This window comes from Muricomes intestini (assembly GCF_004346165.1).
Lineage (GTDB): Bacteria > Bacillota > Clostridia > Lachnospirales > Lachnospiraceae > Muricomes > Muricomes intestini.
In genome coordinates this window covers 164,100-184,614 of record NZ_SLZZ01000002.1, presented here as the reverse complement: position 1 = coordinate 184,614, position 20,515 = coordinate 164,100, and the positions used below count along the sequence as shown (strand labels likewise).

The following is a 20,515-nucleotide window of genomic DNA, read 5'->3' as shown; positions in this document are numbered from 1 at the left end:
TATATGACAAAAGACGTACTGGTCAGCATATCAGGGCTGCATATGGAAGGATTCCCTGGTGTGACGGAGGAAGAAAATGAAGCTATAGAAGTCGTAACCCCCGGGAGTTACTATTGCAAGAACGGGAAACATTACATCATTTACGATGAGGTAATGGAGGGAATACCGGGTACTATAAAAAATAAAATAAAGATAACCGGTTCAGACACTGTTGAAATTATGAAAACAGGCCTGTCTAATACTCATATGATATTTGAAAAAAATAAAAAGAATCTTACTTATTATCAGACACCTTACGGACAAATGTTAATTGGTGTCAAGACAAGGAATATGGAAATCAATGTCACAGAGGACGACATCGATGTCAGCGTGGATTATGAGCTGGACGTAAATTATGAGCCTCTGGCGGACTGTAAAATAAAAATGGAGATCCGCGCAAAGGGGTCTGACCCTTTTGCGCTCCATTAACAAAAAATAACCGCAGTTTCTGGGAGTTATCAGATTCCTGCGGCTATTGTTTATAAAGACATTCTATTTCTTCTCTTTTTTAAATCTTTCCCGAAATCCTTTTTTCTTTTTCGGAGTTTCCAGGGGACCACGAATACCTTTTACGGCTGTTATGTAGATGCCGCTTACAGTTGCCTTGACCTCTTTCTTGACCGGTATCAGTGGAAATACTTTTGCATCGCACATGAGTACCATTACTTTCGGCCCCACTTTTGCTTTTACTACAGGTACTTTACTGCGCCTTAAATACTTAGGTGTATTTTCGACTACGACAGCGGGAAAGCCAGCTTCCTTTAGTTTCATTTTGCCTTTGTCGATAATAAGCATGGTTACGTTCTGAGCTGCTGCATCTAACTGTTCCTTTTGTTCTGCTTGCTTTTTCTCCGCTTTCTTGCCGAGGAAATAAAGGACAACCAGAGCGATAATCAGAACCGCCAATACAATGAGCATGATTACTAATCCTAAATTCACGACGAATCCTCCTACAATACTCTTATTCCGCGATTAAGCAAGTAGTATTGTACCATTCTTTGGGGGCAAGTGCAAGTAATTTGCCATTTTAGGGTTACTTTTCCCAGGAGAAGATAGTATAATCAAATAAGCTACATACAGTCGAAAAAGGAGTTTAAATTTATGGCAGAAACAATATGGGATGGATTGGTAACAGCTTATAATTTTGTGATGGATAATCTGGTTATCATTAATATTATCCTTTCTGTAGTTATCATTTTTTTTCAGCGCAGGTCCCCTCAGACAGTGTGGACGTGGTTGCTTGCACTTTACTTTATCCCTATCCTTGGATTTTTACTCTATTTGCTTATCGGGCAGGACTATCATAAGAACAGAATGTTTAAGGCAAAAGAAATTGAAGGCGAGCTTAAATTTGCTGTGCGCCGGCAGGAAGAGACGATATACAGAAAGCAGCTCCGCCTTGCGAATCCGGAGATGGCACGGTTTAAGGATTTGATTCTCTATAACCTGGAAGCTGGTCAGGCTGTGCTGACAGATAATAATGACATACGCATTTATACGGACGGAAAAGAAAAGTTCCGGGCGCTCATTAAAGAAATGAAGCAGGCAAAACGCTACATTCACCTGCAGTATTATATTATACGAAATGACGAGTTGTGGCAGGCCATTGAACCGGTTTTGATAGGTAAGGCGAAAGAGGGTATTGAAGTAAGAGTACTCTTTGACAGCATGGGCTGCCGTACCATGCACAACAAGGACTGGGAGAGGCTGGAGCAGGCAGGAGTGCAGGTGGCTGAGTTTTTCCCTGCGGTTATGGGCAATCTGCAGCTGCGTATTAATTACCGGAATCATAGAAAAATTGTGGTTATTGACGGTCACATCGGTTTTGTGGGCGGCTTTAACATAGGCAGAGAGTATTTAGGATTAGATAAAAAGAAGTTCGGCTATTGGCGTGACACACATTTATGTATTGAAGGGGCGGCAGTGACATCCTTGTCAGTCCGTTTTGTCTTGGACTGGAATTATGCGGCAAAGGAAAATCTATTTCAGGAGGACTATCTGTTTGAGATCCCGGATTACATCAGGGGAGGGCATGACCCGGTGCAGATTATTTCCAGCGGCCCGGACTCTCAGATAAAGACAATTCATGACAATTACCTGCGGTTGATCCATAGTGCGAGGGATCATGTGTATCTGCAGACCCCATATTTTATTCCGGACGACTCTATTCTGGATGCGCTGAAAATTGCCAGCCGTTCAGGAGTCGATGTGCGTATTATGATTCCATGTAAACCGGATCATCCTTTCATCTACTGGGCAACCTACTCATATATTGGGGACATGGTAGCAGCAGGGGCAAAATGTTACGTCTATAACAATGGTTTCCTGCATGCCAAGACGCTGAGCGTGGATGGCATGGTTGCCTGTGTAGGTACAGCCAATATGGATATGCGCAGTTTCGGTTTGAATTTTGAGGTAAATGCGGTCATTTACAGTGAACGCACAGTTCAGCGTCTGGAGCGTGCGTTTGAAAATGATATGACAAAATGTACCCAGGTGACCCGCAAGATCTATGACAACAGGAGTCTGATTATACGGGTAAAGGAGCAGTTTTCAAGATTATTTTCACCGCTTTTATAGAGCTAAGCTTTGGAAGAACGACCGTGAAATAAGTATGAAAAACCTTTTCAATAGGAAGAAAATGTGATATAACATAAACCATACGGGTTTTGGCTGCCGGCTGAAACGAGTCAAAGACCCCGCAGCAAGCTGACGGGGCATCAAACTTGCAGCGTAGCAAGCTGCGGAGTATTTGATCCTCGCGGCAGTTGCCAAATGGAAATGCAAGCATTTCCGCTTGGCTCATTGCTCGCGGAAATAAAATATGAGGTGAAGAAATGAAAAAGAAAATTTTAGCAGTAACATTGAGCGTTCTGATGGCGGCTTCTCTTGCAGGGTGCAGTAAGGAGCTCTCTAATGATTATGTAACAATAAAGCAGTATGAAGGGCTGGAAGTTGCACAGGTTGAAAAGACTGCGGTAAGCGATGACCAGGTTGAATCTACAATAAATAATAATCTTTCAGCAGATGTAACTTATGAAGAAGTTACAGGCAGAGCTGCCAAAGAGGGAGATACAGTAGATATTGATTATAAAGGTTCTGTAGACGGAACAGAATTTGAAGGCGGTTCGGCGTCCGGTTATAAACTGGAACTTGGCTCAAATTCATTTATTGGGTCAAACGGAGAGTATAAAGGCTTTGAGGAACAGATTACAGGGCATAATATCGGGGATCAGTTTGACATAACCGTACAGTTCCCAGCCGGATATCCAAAGACCGACATGGCCAATAAAGTAGCGGTATTTAACGTTAAGCTGAATGCTATATCAACAGGTAAAGCTTCAGAGCTTACTGATGAATGGGTAAAAAAGAACAGTGACAAGTCAGATACTGTAGAGGAATATAAAGCAGAAATCAAAAAGCAGCTGGAAGACAGCAACAAGAGCACTGAGGACAGTACGCTTCAAAACGAGGTGATGGAGGCACTTCTTGCTCAGGTAGAGGTGAAGAAATATCCTGATGAGGAGGTAGATAATCAGCTCAAGAAGATTAAGGATTATTATTCTCAGATGGCAGCTGCATATGGTATGGAATTCGCGGATTTTACAGAGCAGTATATGGGAATGAAGGGGGACGACTTTGACACCCAGGCAAAGGAAGCGGCAAAGAAAGCAGTGGCAAGAGACCTCGCCTGTGAGCTGATAGCGAAGAAGAAGAACCTGGAGCCTTCAAAGAAAGAGTATGAAAAAGAAATAAAGAAATATGCGGAAGGTTCAGGCTATAAGGATGTAGATGAGTTTAAGAAACAAGCCGGAGAAGATGTGCTAAAGACTGCTATTCTTCAGCAAAAGGTTGCAGAGTATCTTGTAGACAAATGTGTACAGGTGGAACAGACTGACAAAGATAATGCAAAAAGTAGTACAAAAACGTCAGGCAGCAGTGCAGAAGAGTCAAATACCCCGTAGCAATGACGGGGCATCAAACTTGCAGCGCAGCAAGCTGCGGGGTATTTGACCCTCGCGGCAGCCGCCAAATGGAAATGCAAGCATTTCCGCTTGGCTCGTTGCTCGCGGGAATAAAATAATTTACACTGAGGAGGAAGATGAATTATGAGGAAACCACTTATTTTGCAGTCAGATTTCGGAACAGCAGACGGTGCGGTCAGTGCTATGTACGGGGTTGCTTACGGAGTGTCAGAGGACTTGAACATTTCAGATCTGACACATGATATTCCTCAATATGACATCTGGGAGGCCTCCTATCGTCTCATTCAGACTGTCAGTTACTGGCCGAAAGGTTCTGTTTTTGTCAGCGTGGTTGACCCGGGGGTCGGCTCTACAAGGCGAAGCATTGTTGTGCGCACGAAGAGCGGGCAGTACATTGTCACTCCTGACAACGGCACACTGACCCATGTAAAACGGGTTATTGGTATAGAAAGTGCCCGAGTTATTGACGAGAATGTGAACCGTCTTCCGAATTCGGGCGAGAGTTATACCTTCCACGGAAGAGATATCTATGCATATACAGGCGCAAGGCTGGCCGCAGAGGTGATTACTTTCGAGAAGGTGGGCCAGGAGGTTTCATCCGACAGCGTAATTGAACTGCCGGTTGTAGAGGCCACCTATGATGGAGAGAAGGTCAGTGGTACTATAGATGTGCTGGATGTACGCTTTGGGAGTCTGTGGACAAATATTTCCAGAGAGATGTTTAAAAAACTTGGAGTAGAACATGGCGGACGGGTAGAAATCAGTATCGAGAATGAGACACGTACACTATATAAGAATATCCTTGTTTATGCCAAGAGTTTTGCTGATGTTTATGTGGGAGAACCTCTGGTATATGTAAACAGCCTAGATTGTATGGCAGTGGCAATTAACCAGGGAAACTTTTCAAGAGCATACAATATCGGAACCGGAACAAGCTGGAGAATCACAATCCGAAAGGCACCGCGGATTGTCTACGACGACTGAGAAAAGTGAAGTTCCGTCTTGACAACTGAAAATTCATAGATTATACTTAAAATTAACTTGTTGAACAAGATGATTTTAGGCAAGAAAGGCAGGACGAATCTTCACAATGCAGTGGGAATTTGTACTGCCTTTTTGCTACAGCCTGACAAAGCAGAGTCGAATTAGCGGCTGTACTGTGAATGATTTTCAGATGATGAAATGAGGTGGAGCTATGATAAGGGAATGTAAAGAACAGGACCGCCCGGTGCTGCTTGCCTACCTGAAGCAAGAACCTGTTTACAATACGTTTATACTGGCGGATATTGAGGATTTTGGATTTGACGAAAAGTTCCAGACAGTGTATATGGATGAAGAACAAGGAGTGTGCAGAGGAGTTTATCTTTGCTTTTATAACACGTTTATCCTCTACAGCAAGGATGAAAACATAAATATATCTTTTTTGGAGCAATTGTTTTCGTGGTACATTCCAGATGTAGTGATGGGGAAAATAGAAGATGTAAAAATTGTGCGGCGGATTCTTTCTGATTACCGCATGGAAATAAAGCCGCTCTACCTATTCGATGATGCGGCCAGGCTGGAGGAGGAAGAGACAAACATACAGCAGGCCACAGAAGAAGATGTGGATGATATTTTTGGATTTTTGCAGGGTATCCCTGAAATGCGGGGCCTTTATGCATCCAGGCAGATGATTGGGGACCGAATACATAAGAACCTAGGGGTTCATTATCTGATTCGGGAAAATGGACGGATTATTGCACATGCAAACAGCACGGCAGAGTGTGAGGATACTGTTATGATTGGCGGGGTGACGGTGGATTTTGATGCAAGAGGCAGGAAACTAGCCAGCCGCATAGTGAGTGCTCTGTGCCGGGAAATTCTCGCCAAGGACAAGATTCCGTGCCTATTTTGCAGCAGAAAAGAGGAACATAATCTGTATTACAGAATCGGATTCAAATGTGTGGGAGAATGGGCTACCTTGGTGAAGGAAGAGGCACAAAAAGTGGAAATAAAGGAGACAAAGGAAGTTTCTGAGACAAAGGGACGTCTTCCCTCCTATATTCCTGTCTATAATGAACTGTATAGCGATATTATGTCCGGGTTTTATGAAAAGGGAAGTATCCTTCCACCGGAAACAGTGCTGTCTGAGAAATATCATGTCAGTCGAAATACACTGCGGCAAGCACTGACAATTTTGAGCCAAGATGGTTATATTTATAAGCATCAGGGAAAAGGAACCTATGTCTCTTATGACAAGGATAAAAAATATAAAGAAAAGATATATAATTTCCTCTCTGAGGATGCACTGGAAGAGATTGTTCACATCAGCATGGATTATAATTTCGGGCCGCCGACTCAGATTGCCCGTGAAAAGCTGGGGCTTTCTCAAGACGAGAAGGTGTTGGCGAGCAATAATGTATACGAAAGTGAGGAGGGCCCTATCGGTCAGAGCTTTTTACAGATACCGCAAAGTATATTAGCTGAATGTGAGGCAGACATTGATTCGGATGAAAGCTTGCTTAAACTCATGGATAAGGATATTTATAAAAAGGCGGCAGAAGCTGAAGTAAGTATTCAGCTTGTGGAAGCAGACGAACAGGTTACCCCCTACCTGGGTGTGGATTCGGGTGTTTTGCTTCTTCATATTGAGCAAGTGCTGTATGACCGGGAAAACCGTGCCATTAGCAGAATTAAGTATTATTTTTGCCCGGGGAAATATCAGATACAGTACAGATTGTAGAGGAGGGAGGACCCATGAACCAGACAGAGAGGAAACCGGTCATAGAATTTGAACACTTTCAATTTCAGTATTTCAGCCAAGCAGAGCCGACACTTCATGATATCAATCTGAAGATATATGAAGGGGAGAAGGTCTTGATAGTAGGTCCCAGCGGCAGTGGTAAGAGCACCATAGGAAATTGCCTGAACGGATTGATTCCTTTTTCCTATAAAGGAGAGATAGAGGGAAATTTAAAAATCAGCGGCAAAGAGACACAGGAGATGAATATCTTTGAGCTCTCCAAGAAAGTAGGAACAGTACTCCAGGATGCCGATGGACAATTCATAGGATTAACAGTGGGAGAGGATGTTGCTTTTGCACTGGAAAATGACTGTGTGCCTATTTCTCAGATGAAAGAAACGGTACAGGAGGTATCGGATATTGTGGATATGGGAAAACTGTTGAAATCTTCCCCTTTTGAGCTTTCGGGAGGGCAGAAGCAGAGGGTATCCTTTGCAGGGGTAATGGTGGATGATGTAGATATCCTGCTCTTTGATGAGCCTCTTGCGAACCTGGATCCGGCAACCGGGAAAACGGCAATTGATTTGATTGACCGGGTCTGGAAAGAGTCTAAGAAGACGGTTGTCATTATAGAACACCGCCTGGAGGATGTACTTTACCGGGATGTAGACCGGATTATTGTAATCAACGATGGCCGGATTGTGGCGGACATGACACCGGATGAACTGGTGGCCGCGGATGTTCTGCCAAAGCTTGGAATCCGGGAGCCGCTATATGTCACTGCAATGAAATATGCAGATATCAAAGTGACATCCCAAATGCGGGCCGGACGTATGGATACTCTGGACATCGCCCAGATAAAGGAACCCCTGCAAAGGTGGAACAGAGAGCAGAAAAAAGAATCTGCCGGGAAGGACAGGAGGTTGATACTGGAGGCAGAGCATCTAAGCTTCCAATACACGAAAAAACGTAAGATCCTGCAGGACATCAATTTCAAAATCCGGGAGGGTGAGATGGTCAGCGTTGTAGGGACCAACGGTGCCGGAAAAAGCACCCTCGCAAAGGTAATCTGCGGGTTTGTCACGGAGGATGAGGGAAAACTTTTATACTATGGGGAAGACTTAAAGGGACAGACAATTAAAGAACGCTCACAGAAAATAGGGTTTGTTATGCAGAATCCAAATCAGATGATTTGCAAGCCTATGATTTATGATGAGGTAGCCCTGGGGCTGCGCATCCGCCAGGTTCCCGAGGAAGAAATAGGAGCAAAAGTGGATAAGGCACTACAGATATGCGGCCTTGCTCCGTATAAGAAGTGGCCGGTTTCTGCTTTAAGCTTCGGGCAGAAAAAACGTGTGACGATTGCCTCCATGCTTGTGATGAGCCCTCAGATATTGATTCTGGACGAGCCTACGGCAGGACAGGACTATCACCATTATACGGAGATTATGGAGTTTTTGAAGAGCCTGAATGATCAGGGCGTCACAATCATACTGATTACTCACGATATGCATTTGATGCTGGAGTATACGCCTCATGCAATTGTAATTTCCGAAGGAAAGAAAATCGGAGATGCCAGTGCAGTTGAAATCCTTACAAACGAAGACATAGCCGGGCGGGCTAATTTAAAGATTACGTCACTCTATGAGCTGGCAATCAAGGCAGAAATCCCTGAGCCGACTACATTCGTGCAGAATTTCATTCAACATGAAAGGAGGACGCACCGATCATGAAAGCAAAATTATTTGACTACATAGATAGAGATAATTTTATTTATAATCTGTCGGGACTGACAAAACTGGTCTGTTTCATTTGTATGACGTTCTCTGTTATGTTTTCCTATGACATTAGATACATTCTTTTTGTCATGTTATTGTCCGTTATATTTTTCTGGATGTCGGAAATAAAGTTCAAACAGATTAAGCTTATGACAATTTATGTAGCTATTTTTCTACTGATGAATTTTGTTCTTACCTACCTGTTCAGTCCCCAGTACGGTATCGAAATTTATGGGACAAGCCATGAGTTGTTCCGAATTACCAGCCGGTATACGGTCACACTGGAACAGCTGCTATACCAGGTCACAAAGATTACAAAGTATGCGTCGGTAGTTCCACTGGGAATGATTTTTTTACTGACCACGAATCCTAGTGAGTTTGCAGCTTCTTTGAACCGAATAGGTGTCAACTATAAAGGTGCATATGCACTCTCCCTGACGCTCCGGTATTTCCCGGACATGATTCGGGATTATCAGGATATTGCTCTGGCACAGCAGAGCAGGGGGCTTGATATGTCCAAGAAGGAAAAACTGGGAACTCGTGTAAAAAATGTGATGAACATCTGTGTTCCTCTTATATTTTCCACACTAGATAGAATCGAGCTGATTAGTAATGCAATGGACTTAAGAGGATTCGGAAAATATAAAAAAAGAACTTGGTATGTGGCGAAGCCTCTTAGAAAAGGAGACTGGGGTGCTATGGCGTTCGGTGCACTTATATTGGCTGGCTCACTGTTTATGTCATTTGCCGTAAACGGCTCCAGGTTCTATAACCCATTCATATGATGTAGGGGTCAAAAGGTATTTTGCCCCCTGATACCTACGGATTACTCCGCACTTTGTGTTCCCGCAATCCTAAAAACATTCGAAATCTGCCCTGCTCGGGCTACTTTCTCATGTTTTGCGGGTCTCAAAGTCATGCTTTTCATGCAAGCATGAAACGCATGACCTTTTGACCCTGGTATCATTCATATAGATATAACAAAGAATTTTAAGAAAGAGAGGAATCATTATGAAACCAATTTTAGTATTTCAGACAGACTTTACTTACAAGGAAGGCGCAGTCAGCTCCATGTACGGCGTTGTCAAATGTGTGGACAGAGAGCTGGAAATCATGGATGGTACTCATGAACTCCCTCAGTATGATACATGGAGCGCCAGCTACCGCCTGTACCAGAGTCTGCAGTTCTGGCCGGAGGGGACTATATATGTATCCGTTGTGGACCCTGGTGTAGGGACGAGCAGACGTGCATGCGTGGCAAAAACTGTGGACGGTTACTATGTTGTAACTCCGGATAACGGATCTCTGACTCATGTAAAGAAGATGATAGGGATCGAATCAGTCCGCGAAATTGACGAGTCCGTCAACAGGCTGAGAGGAAAGGGAACAGAGGATGTTGCCATCTTCCATGGAAGGGATTTATTTGGGTATACAGCGGCACGGCTGGCGAGTGGAATCATCGATTTTGAGGGTGTTGGTCCGGAGTATCCGGTTGATGAAATCGTAGAGCATCCACTTTTAGAGCCTGTGACAGAGCCCGGAAAGGTGCAGGGTATTTTCGAAATCAATGATCCAAACTTTGGGAACCTGTGGACAAATATTCCACTGAAGAAATTCAAAGAAGCAGGGTTTGAATATGGAGATTATATAAATCTTGCAGTAAAGCATGAGGGCAAGACCGTATTTAATCAGAAGGTCCTTTTCCATCAGAGCTTTGGATTTGCGCAGAAAGGTGACCCTATGATTTATAACAATGAGTTAATGAAAGTTGCGGTTGCTGTCAGCCAGGGGGATTTCTGCAGTGAATATAATTTAAATTATGGGCCGGAATGGACTGTGGAGTTTACGAAATAAGTTACAGGCAGTTTTTGTTGAATCTTGACAGAATGGGCAAAACGAAGTAATCTTTCAATATAGGTAACTGTTCATCTAAAGGAGGAAGAGAGAGATGGGAAAAAAGATGTTCGAGTTTAAAACCAAGACCATTGTTGCTACGGGACTTGGCGCAGCACTGTTCACGTTATTGTTTATGTATGTAAAAATACCTACAGGGATTCCCGAGACAGATATCCAGACAGCTTATGGCGTTGGTACGTTTTTTGCTGCTCTGTTTGGGCCGATTGCAGGTGGATTGCTTTCACTAATTGGGCATTTCCTTTCTGATTCTATCCAGTACGGTTCTGCGTGGTGGAGCTGGGTAATAGCCAGTGGGTTAACCTGTTTTATTACCGGATTGGTTTACCCGCGGATGAGGGTGGAAGAAGGAGAATTTGGAGTGAAGGATGCCCTTCGTTTCAACATATATCAGGTTGTCGCAAATGCCATATCCTGGATTGTAGTGGCTCCGGTACTAGATATCGTCATTTATAAAGAACCGGTAAACCTGGTGTTTACCCAGGGTGTCGTTGCAGCAATTTCAAATGCTGTTTCAGCAGGAGTCATAGGCACAATTCTGCTGCTGCTTTACAGCAAGACACGATCTAAAAAGGGAAGCCTTTCAAAAGAAGCGTAGAAGACAGTATTTGATAAATGGGAAAACAGGTCAGGAAAAATCTGGCCTGTTTTTACGTATCGGGAAGAAGCGCAACAAATTTCATTAAAAGTTTTAAAACGGACTCCTTGTTCACACAAATTTCAGAATAATTGCATATTTTATATGTATTTTCCATAGGATGTAAAAAACGTATTTGAGGAGAACATTCTTGAAAGAATACATAGAAGAGCGGGCAATAGAAATAGCAAATTATATTATTGAAGAGAAGGCAACAGTGAGGCAGGCAGCTAAGAAATTTGGTGTATCAAAGTCTACAATTCACAAGGATGTAACAGAACGGCTTCTTCAGATCAACCCTTCTCTGGCGGGTGAAGCACGGAAGGTATTGGACATGAATAAGTCAGAGAGACACATACGAGGCGGACTGGCCACAAGAGAAAAATACCTTCATCAGCATTAGTACACTGTTTCATTGGCATTTCGCAAGATAGATTGCTTACTGAAAGTCAAAGAGACAGCACATTAGTATTTATTATGGTATAATGCTCTTACTTGGCGAGGTAGTTTCAAATCTGGAAAGACATATTAACCGCAGATTGCACAGGCGTGTGAATGTACGGGGGCATGCAGAGTGTGACGCACGCCCCACAGTACACTGTCGGAATATGCCTGAATTACATCAGAGAAGGAGGTCTGAAAATGAAGATCGTCATTGTGGAAGCGGATCCACTGATTCAAGAAGAGTTGACAGAAGCCCTCCATAAAATAGGTCCCGATTATGAAGTAGCCCCAATTGCAAAGAATGCCAGAGAAGGGTATGATATGATATGCCGATGGCTGCCGGATTTGGTGATTTTGGATACGCAAACGCAAAGGGGGGACGGGCTTACATTGCTCAGGAAACTTCGGAGAGAACGTAACACTTGTAAAGTACTGGTATTGTCTGAATGCCCAAGGTTTGAGTATATAAAACAGGCAATGGAGCTTGACGCGGGAAATTATTTATTAAAACCGGTTAAAATACCAGAGCTGAAGCGGGCGGTGCAAAAGGCAGAGAAGGCTATTGAAACAGAGCAAGGTCTGGAAAAGGTATTTTCGGTTCCCAATATATTACTGAGCTGTCTGAATGGGCAGCTTATTCCGGACAAGATCCTTGACCGCATGACTATGGAAAAATTTGGGTTTTCTCTGGAGAATCCTGCTGAAATATTTGTATTATGGCTAGGAAATAAATACGAGGAGAAAAATAAAGAGGCAAGGAAGCTGCTGATGGATGTGAAGTCCCATACAGTAAAATTTGAGTCTTGTGTTTTGGAAGCAGATGCATGGGATGCACTGCTTATGATTTTGTATCATGGTTCTGAGGGCATGTCCCAGTATTCGTACTTTAAGAATTCGGTTGTACCGATGCTGTGTGATAATCTGAAAGAGCCTGTGATTTGTGTTTGGAGCAGTTTGGAGAGAATATTAGATTTGCCTGTGGCCATCCGGGAGATGCAGGAGGAGAGGGAGTGGAATCTTCTTCTGGGAAAAGGAGCGCTTATTAGAAAGGAGGACATTGAAAAGCTAGAAATAGTTCCTTTTAAATATCCTACAGAATTGGAGTATGAAGCTTGTAAAGCTGTGAAACAAGGAAATAGAGAGCTGTTGATTAATTGTTACAAATCCCTATTTTCTCACTGTCGGGAAAACAGATATTTGCCGGGCGAGATAAAGGCCGCCATCATCCGTTTTAACTGGTCAGTTGCAAACTGTTATAGAAGCATCTGGGAAATAAATGCAGAGCTGCAGATTCAAAAGCAGCTCCAGGCAATATCAGAAGCTGTCAGCTGGAGTCAGATTACCGACACTATGGAAATTTTTTTTGAAATCATAGACCCTAATTTCAAAGAAGAAGAAAACATTCATGTCAGCAAGTTGGTACAAAGAGCACAGCATATGATTCAGCAGTATTATGACCAGGGGATCACACTGGAGGAGGTTGCAGACAAGCTGTTTGTCTCCGGGGAATACTTAAGTACACAGTTCAAGAAACAGACCGGAACTACATTTTCGGAGACAATTAGAGAGCTGCGGATAGAAAAAGTAAAAAGCCTTCTCCGGGATACACATTTAAAACTGGGACAGATTTCCGAACTCGCAGGATACTCAGACCCAAAGTATATGAGCAGAGTTTTTAAGGAGACGGTTGGAATGCTTCCCAGTGAATTTCGAAAATTAAAATATTAAATATTTCACCATTTGTTAAATATTTCTCCCTTGCGTGTATCGAAAACTGTGATATTATGTCGTGGATAAAAGATAGCTGTTAAACAAATTATCAAGTTGCGATAGATGTTTTAAGGAGATGTTACCATGCGTGATATGATTATTAAATTCAAAAATCCTGATGAAGTACGTGCATTCGTAAATAAGGTAGAAAAATACCCTTATGATATGGATATGAAGAGAGGAAGATTTGTTGTAGATGCAAAGTCCATATTGGGCATTATGAATCTGGGCTTCAATAACCCGATTGAACTGCGGGTATATGATGAAGACTGTGAACAGCTGAAACAAGATATTGCTGAATATATGACAGCGTAAGCATCCGGTAATATTCACATCAGTTCCTATATCGGGTGACTTCGGTTTGTAACATCATGTTTTGCCTAAATAAAATCAATACCAGTTAAAAACTTCCCGGCATATAAAATGCATCGGGAAGTTTTTAGAATATTCTGAAAACGGACGGCAAAAGGGTCAGTCCCCTTTTTTACTCTTGTAAATGTATCTTTGCTACTTTATAATAGGTAGGTAAATGAAAGTGGAGCAGGAGGATAAATGTGAAGAATGAATTAGTCATTGTCCTAGATTTCGGCGGACAGTATAATCAATTAGTCGCAAGACGCGTCAGGGAATGTAATGTGTATTGTGAAATCTATTCTTATAAAATAGATATAGAGAAAATTAAGGAAATGAATCCCAAAGGGATTGTTTTGACAGGAGGCCCGAACAGCTGTTATGAGGAGGACTCCCCATCATATTCAAAAGAGCTGTTTGAACTGGGAATTCCGGTTCTTGGCCTGTGCTATGGCGCGCAGCTTATGATGCATGTGCTTGGCGGAAAAGTAGAGCCAGCAGAGGTGCGGGAATATGGCAAAACAGACGTTTTGATTGACAAGACAGAATCTAAAATATTTGAAAATGTGTCAACACCGACTGTCTGCTGGATGAGCCATTTTGATTATATTTCCAGAGTCGCTTCAGGGTTTGAAGTCACGGCCCACACGGCAGACTGCTCCGTGGCAGCGGCAGAAAATGAAGCGGACAAGTTGTATGCTATTCAGTTTCACCCGGAAGTGCTTCATACAGTAGAAGGAAAAACGATGATAAATAACTTCGTGAAAAATGTATGCGGCTGTGCCGGTGCCTGGAAGATGGATGCATTTGCTGAAGAGACTATAAAGACGATTCGAGAGAAAATCGGCGGCGGGAAAGTGCTCTGTGCATTGTCCGGCGGTGTGGATTCCTCTGTGGCTGCGGTTTTACTGTCAAAGGCGATTGGTTCTCAACTGACCTGTGTATTTGTGGATCACGGTTTGCTGCGGAAAAATGAAGGCGATGAAGTAGAGAATGTATTTGGATTGGATGGCCCTTATGATTTGAACTTTATCAGAGTTAATGCCCAGGAAAGATTCTATGAAAAACTGGCCGGTGTTATGGAGCCGGAAAAGAAGCGTAAGATTATAGGCGAAGAATTTATCCGTGTTTTTGAGGAAGAAGCACAAAAAATAGGAGCTGTGGATTTTCTGGTACAGGGAACCATTTATCCCGATGTGGTGGAAAGCGGCCTGGGCGGTGAGTCCGCGGTCATTAAGTCGCATCACAATGTAGGCGGATTGCCGGACTATGTTGATTTTAAAGAAATTATAGAACCTTTGCGGGATTTGTTTAAGGATGAAGTCCGCAAGGTGGGCCTGGAACTCGGAATACCAGAGCAACTGGTATTCAGGCAGCCATTCCCCGGGCCGGGACTTGGCATTAGAATTATCGGTGAAGTGACTGCAGAGAAGGTAAAGATTGTGCAGGATGCTGATGCTATCTATCGTGAAGAGATGGATGCTGCCGGGATGAACAGGACAGTTGGTCAGTACTTTGCGGCGCTCACAAATATGCGGTCCGTGGGAGTTATGGGGGATGAAAGAACTTATGACTATGCGATTGCGCTGAGAGCAGTGAATACAATCGACTTCATGACGGCAGAATCAGCGGAAGTACCCTGGGAGGTGCTGCAGAAGGTTACGAGCAGGATAGTAAATGAAGTGGAGCATGTCAATCGGGTAATGTACGATTTGACAGGGAAACCACCAGGGACGATAGAGTTTGAGTAGTACGAAATTACACAGATTATTTTAGATGGCAGATATTTATTTTGAGTATCTGCCATTACTCGTATTATTTGTATTTAGTCGAATTGAGATTATTTTTTTGTTGCCAACTAAGTATTGAACTTTTCTAATCTATTTAAGCTGAATCGAAATTAGGTCGCATTACGGAATTAAACTTTTTATAGTAAGTTAAGGTGATATACGATATAATTGTTGTACGTAAACCACAGAATAATATATATATAATTATGTGTTATGAACATTGGAAAGGTGAATGGCCATATGGATAATCGGAGGTGAATGAGTAATGAATAATGCGAATAAAAGTATAGTGAATAAATTGAAAATGCTAATAGATAAAAACGGACCAGACTATCTTTCTAATGAACCTTATCTGACATACAGAGAATTGACCGTATCTACTGCTATAGATGAAAAACTGGCAGGTGCAATTTTACTGGCGCTAGTCAGAGGTATATGCCAAGATGTTAGGAGTTATGATAATCAAGAGATGTTATCAGAACTGATACAGAAAGAATGCTGTTTTAACAAGAAAATGTCAGATGGTCTGGCGGAAATTTTTTTTGATTTATATTCGAAAGACAATGAAGATGTGTGGGAAACAATGAAATTGAGCGGCTGGAAACAGTTTTTGAAGTCGGATTTTTGCTGCAAATGGAATGGATTTTCTGTATGGAATACAGAAGGTGGAAGCGTTGATTGTCATTTTGAGGCAGATATCATCCTGAAACCTGTAGAGACTACAGGGATGGATGAAGAACTGTCATGTGCCTTGAGTGAAAATCCGTTTATGACTCAAGATGCAATCACGGAATGCTATAAGAAGAGAATTAGCAGGTATCTTGATTATGAATTTGAAGAATACTGTAGCTGCGATGACTATTATCAGCCTGTTGTAGAAGATTTTGAAATAGATTCCTATGTTAAACAATGGTGTAAGGAAAATGAGTTTGAACTTGTGTCATGCGAAGGCGATGGGCATGATGATGGATATGAACCATCTTTCAGACATGCCATATTTTAAAGACATGAAAATAAAAGATATCATATTAAAACACAAAACAGAAATCGGAGACGAGAAACATGCCAAGAATTTACGGAGAGGAACAAAATAAAATAACATTCCAGGGTGAAATCATATCTATTCAGCCACGCTCCAATGTTTGGAGATATCTTGTGGACAATCGTACACATTCCCTGACTGGATATAACGTCTTCATTAGTGGAATGGCTGATGAAGAAGAAAAACAATTTGCAGTAGCAATTTCGGAAAAACAGCAGATGAAATGTATATTCCATATAGGGGATTCCATCAGTGGTACTGCATGGACAAAGAAATATCCAGAAATAGAGTATGCTGATTATTACCGCGCAGGAAGTCTAAAAAAGATTGCAGCTACAAAAGAGATTCATACAGATAAAGCGCCATGGATTGCCACGGTACCTGATCTCACTACATACGACTGGCGTGGAGCTAGAATGCTGGATGCAAAATGCTGGAAAAACAAGTGCTTTCAATGCAAGTGGGCAGCCATGGCAAATGTTGCCATTGAGTATGATTTTGGAGTTAGACAAAAGTATCGCTTTGAAAGTTTCTGTTACGGACCAAAGAATTGCAAGTTATACAAAATGGGAAGAGCAAGAGCTGTTCCTTACAAGGGAAGAGGCAGTGCATTAGATGAAGGCTGGCTCGATGAGATTTGCACAGAAAACCGTGATGATGAAGAATAAAAAATGTTTGCAAATATTTCGGTTTTGAGTCACCTATTTTCCATAAAAATATAATATTAAACCCGAATTATTCATGAGGATGTAATCCTCATAAAATAGTCCAATTTTTGTGTTTTGAACTTTTAAGTGTCTCATATGATTGCATTTTTTTTGAAAAAGGGCATAGAATGCCTGTCTTCATGGAATCATACGTTCTACTGTCAAGGTTCATAGTAATTGCTATTCCAGGGATGGTATCAGTCTGCTGTTTTCTCATTTTTGCGGACAATGCCGGCCGTTTAAACCAATTAAATATGTTGTATGTCAGTGCATGAATCTGGAGACGGTTTGCATTTACGATTTATCATTAGTATTGGGGGAAACCATCATCATGCTGACTGGAGGGATTGTATATCTGTATGGAGTTGTTAAGACAGGAACATTTTCAGCTAATGGAATCTGTAAAGGGAAGAACAGCATGGGAGTGAAGGAAGCCGCTAAAAAATCATGAATGGAAGGATTGGCGGAAATATTCTGCCAGATGCAATAGAGATTAACTATATTATATGCAAAATGCTGTAAAATTTTAAGTTGAATTTTACAGCATTTTTGCGTATAATAAAAGCGTAGACAGAAACGCTATTATCAAAGAAGGAGTTGATTATATGTCTAGTATTTTACCAGTATCTGATTTGAGAAATTATAATGAAGTTCTCAAGAATTGCCAAGTTGGAGAACCAGTTTTTTTGACAAAAAATGGCAGAGGAAGATTTGTTGTGCTTGATATTGAGGATTACGAGAAAGACAGAGCAGAGAAAAAGCTGTTGGCGAAGTTGCAGGAAGCGGAAGAAGCTGCTGCAGATGGGACAGGGTGGTTGAGCCTTGATGAATTAAAATCAGTGATGGAGGAATAACACTTAATGAAATTAAGGATTAACTCTCTCGTGGCAGCTGATTTGAAAGCAATTAAAGATTATATTGCAGAGGATAATGCAGAAGCCGCCAGAAAGACAGTAGACGAAATTTATAAGACTTTTCAGAAACTTACAGCAGTTTCCAACGATGGGAGCAGATTTATCAAAGAGAGTGAGTTTTAAGACAGATTACAAGTACCTGGTTCATGTGAACTACATTACCCTATATTTAGCCAAAAAAGATTGTGTGGAGATATATCGTGTGATTGATAGATACCAGGATATAACGAGTATTTTGTTTCGTTAAAATAATTGAATTGTTGCAGAGGCTTGCGTATAATATGAGTGTGTGTGGCAACAATATGGCAACAGAAAATCAGTAAGTCAGAATAACATATGCAATAAAGAAGCCTAATACATGAAGATTATTTAAATCTTTGACAAGACATTTTATATGTTTTTTGTTTTCATCAGATAAATTGTAAACCTGTATTTCATTGCTAGAAAGTTTTGTAGTGCGTAAAAGTGCTGCACCATTTGCGATGCAATTCGAATTAATGAAATACGGAGAGTGTGTATTTATGACGATTTGATGGTCTTTTGAATATTCTTCAAATAGTTTCATAAGTTTGCGTTGGTAAGCTGGATGTAATGATAATTCAGGTTCATCAATTATAATTGTTGAGCCTGGAGTTGAATCGTATAAAGCATCACAAATTGTGAATAAACTCCATATTCCATCACCGATACCTTCACCGTTATGAAACAATCCATTATATATGAATTTGATAGAGTATTGTCCAGAATCAGACTGGTCAATTGTCCATTCAAAGTCATGAGGAAGGACAGAGAATATCGGAGCACTGTTACTTGAAAATGCTTTTATACTTTCGAGTATGGTTGTTTTCCCACTGTTGTTTGCGCCAACGATAAAAGTAATTCCACTTCCGGGATTGCTATTTGGGATAGAAAAGTAAATTGTTTTTTGGGTGGAATATCCTCTATATCCCAATATAGAAATGCTTTTTATCATAAGATTATTTCTCCTAAATTAATGCCATTTGGCTTTTCTGCAATTCCATTTTTTCTTTCATCTCTGCGATTTCATCTATTGCCGCCTGAGTAGCTTCGTTTGGATTGTCACCAGTGGACGTCAAAGCACTCTGATAGATGAAATTCATCTTTTCCCATTTCAGCAGGTCATTGAATACTTTGTAACTTCTGATATTTAGCAGAATGTCCCGCAAGGATAAAATATGTGCGTTTCCTCTGGTGGTATATCCGATTTCCAGATAGGAGGAAAGGATGGGATTGAACTGGATAAATACAGTTCGTCCTTTAACAGCTTATCTTCCCCACGCTCGCCGGTAATTTGGAAGATTCCGGAATTACAAAGCACCATAAGGTTGCCTGTCAGGTCGCCAACTGTTTCAAGACGGAGCCCGGCAGTATCACTGCCATTCAAGGCATTATAACTTACACCAAGAGCAGCTGCAATCTTCCCTAACTGAGGAAGTTGTGGCTACATTTTATTTGTCTCATATTTTGGGATGGAGACTGGATGTATGTCGGTTAGTTCGGCTAGCCTATCTTGGGTGATACCGATTTGCTTTCTACAATATTTGATTTTTCGCCAATGGTCATTTTATGTTAATCACCTTCCATGTATCAAGGTAGCTACATTATACCACGTCGCAAAAAAATTTCTACAGGCAATTTGAAATTACAGAAAACGTAATTTAGGGCTTGAAACGTAACGACATAAGCGTTACACTAATAGTAGCAATAGGAGGTGTTGATTATGGAAAAAACTACAACATTAAATTTGAGAGTAAATCCAAGTGTAAAGCAACGTGCAGAGGATATATTATCTCAGTTAGGGATACCAATGTCAACGGCGATAGATATCTATCTTAAGCAAATTTCTATGGTTGGAGGCATTCCATTTCCAGTAACCTTGCCAAAAGCCCCTGAATCTATTAATGCAGACATAATGAGTTCAGATGAGCTTCATGAAAAGCTGAAAAAGGGGTATGCCGATATAGAAGCTGGAAATGTGCAAAATGCAGCAGAGGCATTTGCGGTGTTTAGGGAGAAACTTTGATTATGAAGCAGTACCTTGTTCAAATCACGGATGAAGCATTGCAAGATATGGAGAATCTTTATAATCACATAGCGCTGAAATTATTTGCACCGGAAAATGCGATTGGACAGTATAATAGAATAGCAGATGAAATCCTAAAATTAGATTCTTTCCCAGAGCGTTTCGAAATCATAGATGTTGATTTAGGATGTGCAAGAGAACTAAGAAGAATGCCCGTTGATAATTATTCAGTATTTTATGTCATTAAAGGTGATTCTGTCATTGTAACAGATGTCTTATATAGTGCATCAGATATTAGTAAGCGTTTAAAATAATGAGAGACTACTAAATGGACTAGTGGCAGTAATTTGGCAACAAAAACTCAGTAAGCCAAAATA

General features: G+C 41.5%; 23 protein-coding genes and 1 pseudogene. 20 read left to right on the top strand and 4 right to left on the bottom strand.

The genetic code is table 11. The features are described from left to right. The first annotated feature begins 3 nt into the window (after positions 1-3). Positions 4-468, top strand: a complete 465-nt coding sequence (locus EDD59_RS02485) for a YwiB family protein (protein ID WP_132378543.1) — start codon at positions 4-6, stop codon at positions 466-468. 63 nt (positions 469-531) lie between these two features. On the opposite strand, the gene EDD59_RS02480 is transcribed toward EDD59_RS02485, so the two are convergent. Further along, positions 532-957 (bottom strand): hypothetical protein, encoded by a 426-nt coding sequence (locus EDD59_RS02480; protein WP_408632275.1) that lies wholly within the window; start codon positions 955-957, stop codon positions 532-534. A gap of 183 nt (positions 958-1,140) precedes the next feature. On the opposite strand from EDD59_RS02480, the gene cls reads away from it, so the two are divergent. The 17 genes and pseudogenes from cls to EDD59_RS18535 all read left to right on the top strand — a co-directional run bounded on the left by cls (position 1,141) and on the right by EDD59_RS18535 (position 18,341). Next, complete coding sequence (gene cls / locus EDD59_RS02475) at positions 1,141-2,619, top strand: cardiolipin synthase (protein WP_132378539.1); 1,479 nt, start codon at positions 1,141-1,143, stop codon at positions 2,617-2,619. 257 nt (positions 2,620-2,876) lie between these two features. Further along, positions 2,877-4,004, top strand: coding sequence for a trigger factor (gene tig, locus EDD59_RS02470; RefSeq protein WP_132378537.1), 1,128 nt, complete (start codon positions 2,877-2,879; stop codon positions 4,002-4,004). Between the two features lie 144 nt (positions 4,005-4,148). Beyond that, positions 4,149-5,009 carry an SAM hydrolase/SAM-dependent halogenase family protein gene (locus EDD59_RS02460; RefSeq protein ID WP_132378535.1) on the top strand — a complete coding sequence of 287 codons (861 nt, stop codon included), beginning with the start codon at positions 4,149-4,151 and terminating at the stop codon, positions 5,007-5,009. A gap of 211 nt (positions 5,010-5,220) precedes the next feature. Then, on the top strand, positions 5,221-6,747 hold the full coding sequence (locus EDD59_RS02455) for a GNAT family N-acetyltransferase (protein ID WP_132378533.1): 1,527 nt from the start codon (positions 5,221-5,223) through the stop codon (positions 6,745-6,747). A 14-nt stretch (positions 6,748-6,761) separates the two neighbouring features. After that, positions 6,762-8,480 carry an ABC transporter ATP-binding protein gene (locus tag EDD59_RS02450; RefSeq protein ID WP_132378531.1) on the top strand — a complete coding sequence of 573 codons (1,719 nt, stop codon included), beginning with the start codon at positions 6,762-6,764 and terminating at the stop codon, positions 8,478-8,480. Further along, complete coding sequence (locus EDD59_RS02445; RefSeq protein WP_132378529.1) at positions 8,477-9,310, top strand: energy-coupling factor transporter transmembrane component T family protein; 834 nt, start codon at positions 8,477-8,479, stop codon at positions 9,308-9,310. The genes EDD59_RS02450 and EDD59_RS02445 overlap by 4 nt, the downstream gene beginning before the upstream one ends. 226 nt (positions 9,311-9,536) lie before the next feature. Beyond that, the gene (locus EDD59_RS02440; RefSeq protein WP_132378527.1) at positions 9,537-10,379 is read left to right on the top strand and encodes an SAM hydrolase/SAM-dependent halogenase family protein; all 843 of its coding nucleotides are present in this window, start codon (positions 9,537-9,539) and stop codon (positions 10,377-10,379) included. 94 nt (positions 10,380-10,473) lie between these two features. Continuing rightward, positions 10,474-11,037, top strand: a complete 564-nt coding sequence (locus tag EDD59_RS02435) for an ECF-type riboflavin transporter substrate-binding protein (RefSeq protein ID WP_132378525.1) — start codon at positions 10,474-10,476, stop codon at positions 11,035-11,037. A gap of 190 nt (positions 11,038-11,227) precedes the next feature. Next, complete coding sequence (gene spoIIID, locus EDD59_RS02430; RefSeq protein WP_089982845.1) at positions 11,228-11,479, top strand: sporulation transcriptional regulator SpoIIID; 252 nt, start codon at positions 11,228-11,230, stop codon at positions 11,477-11,479. A gap of 239 nt (positions 11,480-11,718) precedes the next feature. Further along, complete coding sequence (locus tag EDD59_RS02425) at positions 11,719-13,248, top strand: response regulator transcription factor (RefSeq protein ID WP_132378523.1); 1,530 nt, start codon at positions 11,719-11,721, stop codon at positions 13,246-13,248. Positions 13,249-13,374: 126 nt separating this feature from the next. After that, entirely contained in the window at positions 13,375-13,605 is a 231-nt protein-coding gene (locus tag EDD59_RS02420) for an HPr family phosphocarrier protein (RefSeq protein ID WP_132378521.1), read from the top strand. A 239-nt stretch (positions 13,606-13,844) separates the two neighbouring features. Beyond that, entirely contained in the window at positions 13,845-15,392 is a 1,548-nt protein-coding gene (gene guaA, locus EDD59_RS02415) for a glutamine-hydrolyzing GMP synthase (protein WP_132378519.1), read from the top strand. 304 nt (positions 15,393-15,696) lie between these two features. Continuing rightward, complete coding sequence (locus EDD59_RS02410; protein ID WP_132378517.1) at positions 15,697-16,434, top strand: hypothetical protein; 738 nt, start codon at positions 15,697-15,699, stop codon at positions 16,432-16,434. A 59-nt stretch (positions 16,435-16,493) separates the two neighbouring features. Continuing rightward, positions 16,494-17,141, top strand: coding sequence for a hypothetical protein (locus EDD59_RS02405; protein WP_132378515.1), 648 nt, complete (start codon positions 16,494-16,496; stop codon positions 17,139-17,141). A 310-nt stretch (positions 17,142-17,451) separates the two neighbouring features. Next, complete coding sequence (locus tag EDD59_RS02400; protein ID WP_132378513.1) at positions 17,452-17,631, top strand: hypothetical protein; 180 nt, start codon at positions 17,452-17,454, stop codon at positions 17,629-17,631. Positions 17,632-17,785: 154 nt separating this feature from the next. After that, positions 17,786-18,034 carry a type II toxin-antitoxin system prevent-host-death family antitoxin gene (locus EDD59_RS02395; protein ID WP_132378511.1) on the top strand — a complete coding sequence of 83 codons (249 nt, stop codon included), beginning with the start codon at positions 17,786-17,788 and terminating at the stop codon, positions 18,032-18,034. A 6-nt stretch (positions 18,035-18,040) separates the two neighbouring features. Then, positions 18,041-18,341, top strand: a pseudogene (locus EDD59_RS18535) (type II toxin-antitoxin system RelE/ParE family toxin). 69 nt (positions 18,342-18,410) lie between these two features. Here the strand turns inward: EDD59_RS18535 and EDD59_RS02385 are convergent. The 3 genes from EDD59_RS02385 to EDD59_RS18530 all read right to left on the bottom strand — a co-directional run bounded on the left by EDD59_RS02385 (position 18,411) and on the right by EDD59_RS18530 (position 19,634). After that, positions 18,411-19,067 carry an ATP-dependent nuclease gene (locus tag EDD59_RS02385; RefSeq protein WP_132378509.1) on the bottom strand — a complete coding sequence of 219 codons (657 nt, stop codon included), beginning with the start codon at positions 19,065-19,067 and terminating at the stop codon, positions 18,411-18,413. Positions 19,068-19,080: 13 nt separating this feature from the next. Next, on the bottom strand, positions 19,081-19,215 hold the full coding sequence (locus EDD59_RS18260; protein WP_279233318.1) for a hypothetical protein: 135 nt from the start codon (positions 19,213-19,215) through the stop codon (positions 19,081-19,083). 341 nt (positions 19,216-19,556) lie between these two features. Then, complete coding sequence (locus tag EDD59_RS18530) at positions 19,557-19,634, bottom strand: hypothetical protein (protein WP_243117333.1); 78 nt, start codon at positions 19,632-19,634, stop codon at positions 19,557-19,559. A 201-nt stretch (positions 19,635-19,835) separates the two neighbouring features. Here EDD59_RS18530 and EDD59_RS02375 point away from each other — a divergent pair, with 201 nt between their 5' ends. After that, positions 19,836-20,138: a type II toxin-antitoxin system RelB/DinJ family antitoxin gene (locus EDD59_RS02375; RefSeq protein WP_132378507.1), complete on the top strand. Its 303-nt coding sequence runs from the start codon at positions 19,836-19,838 to the stop codon at positions 20,136-20,138. Between the two features lie 2 nt (positions 20,139-20,140). Further along, positions 20,141-20,452 carry a type II toxin-antitoxin system RelE/ParE family toxin gene (locus EDD59_RS02370; protein ID WP_132378505.1) on the top strand — a complete coding sequence of 104 codons (312 nt, stop codon included), beginning with the start codon at positions 20,141-20,143 and terminating at the stop codon, positions 20,450-20,452. The last annotated feature ends 63 nt before the right edge of the window (positions 20,453-20,515 follow it).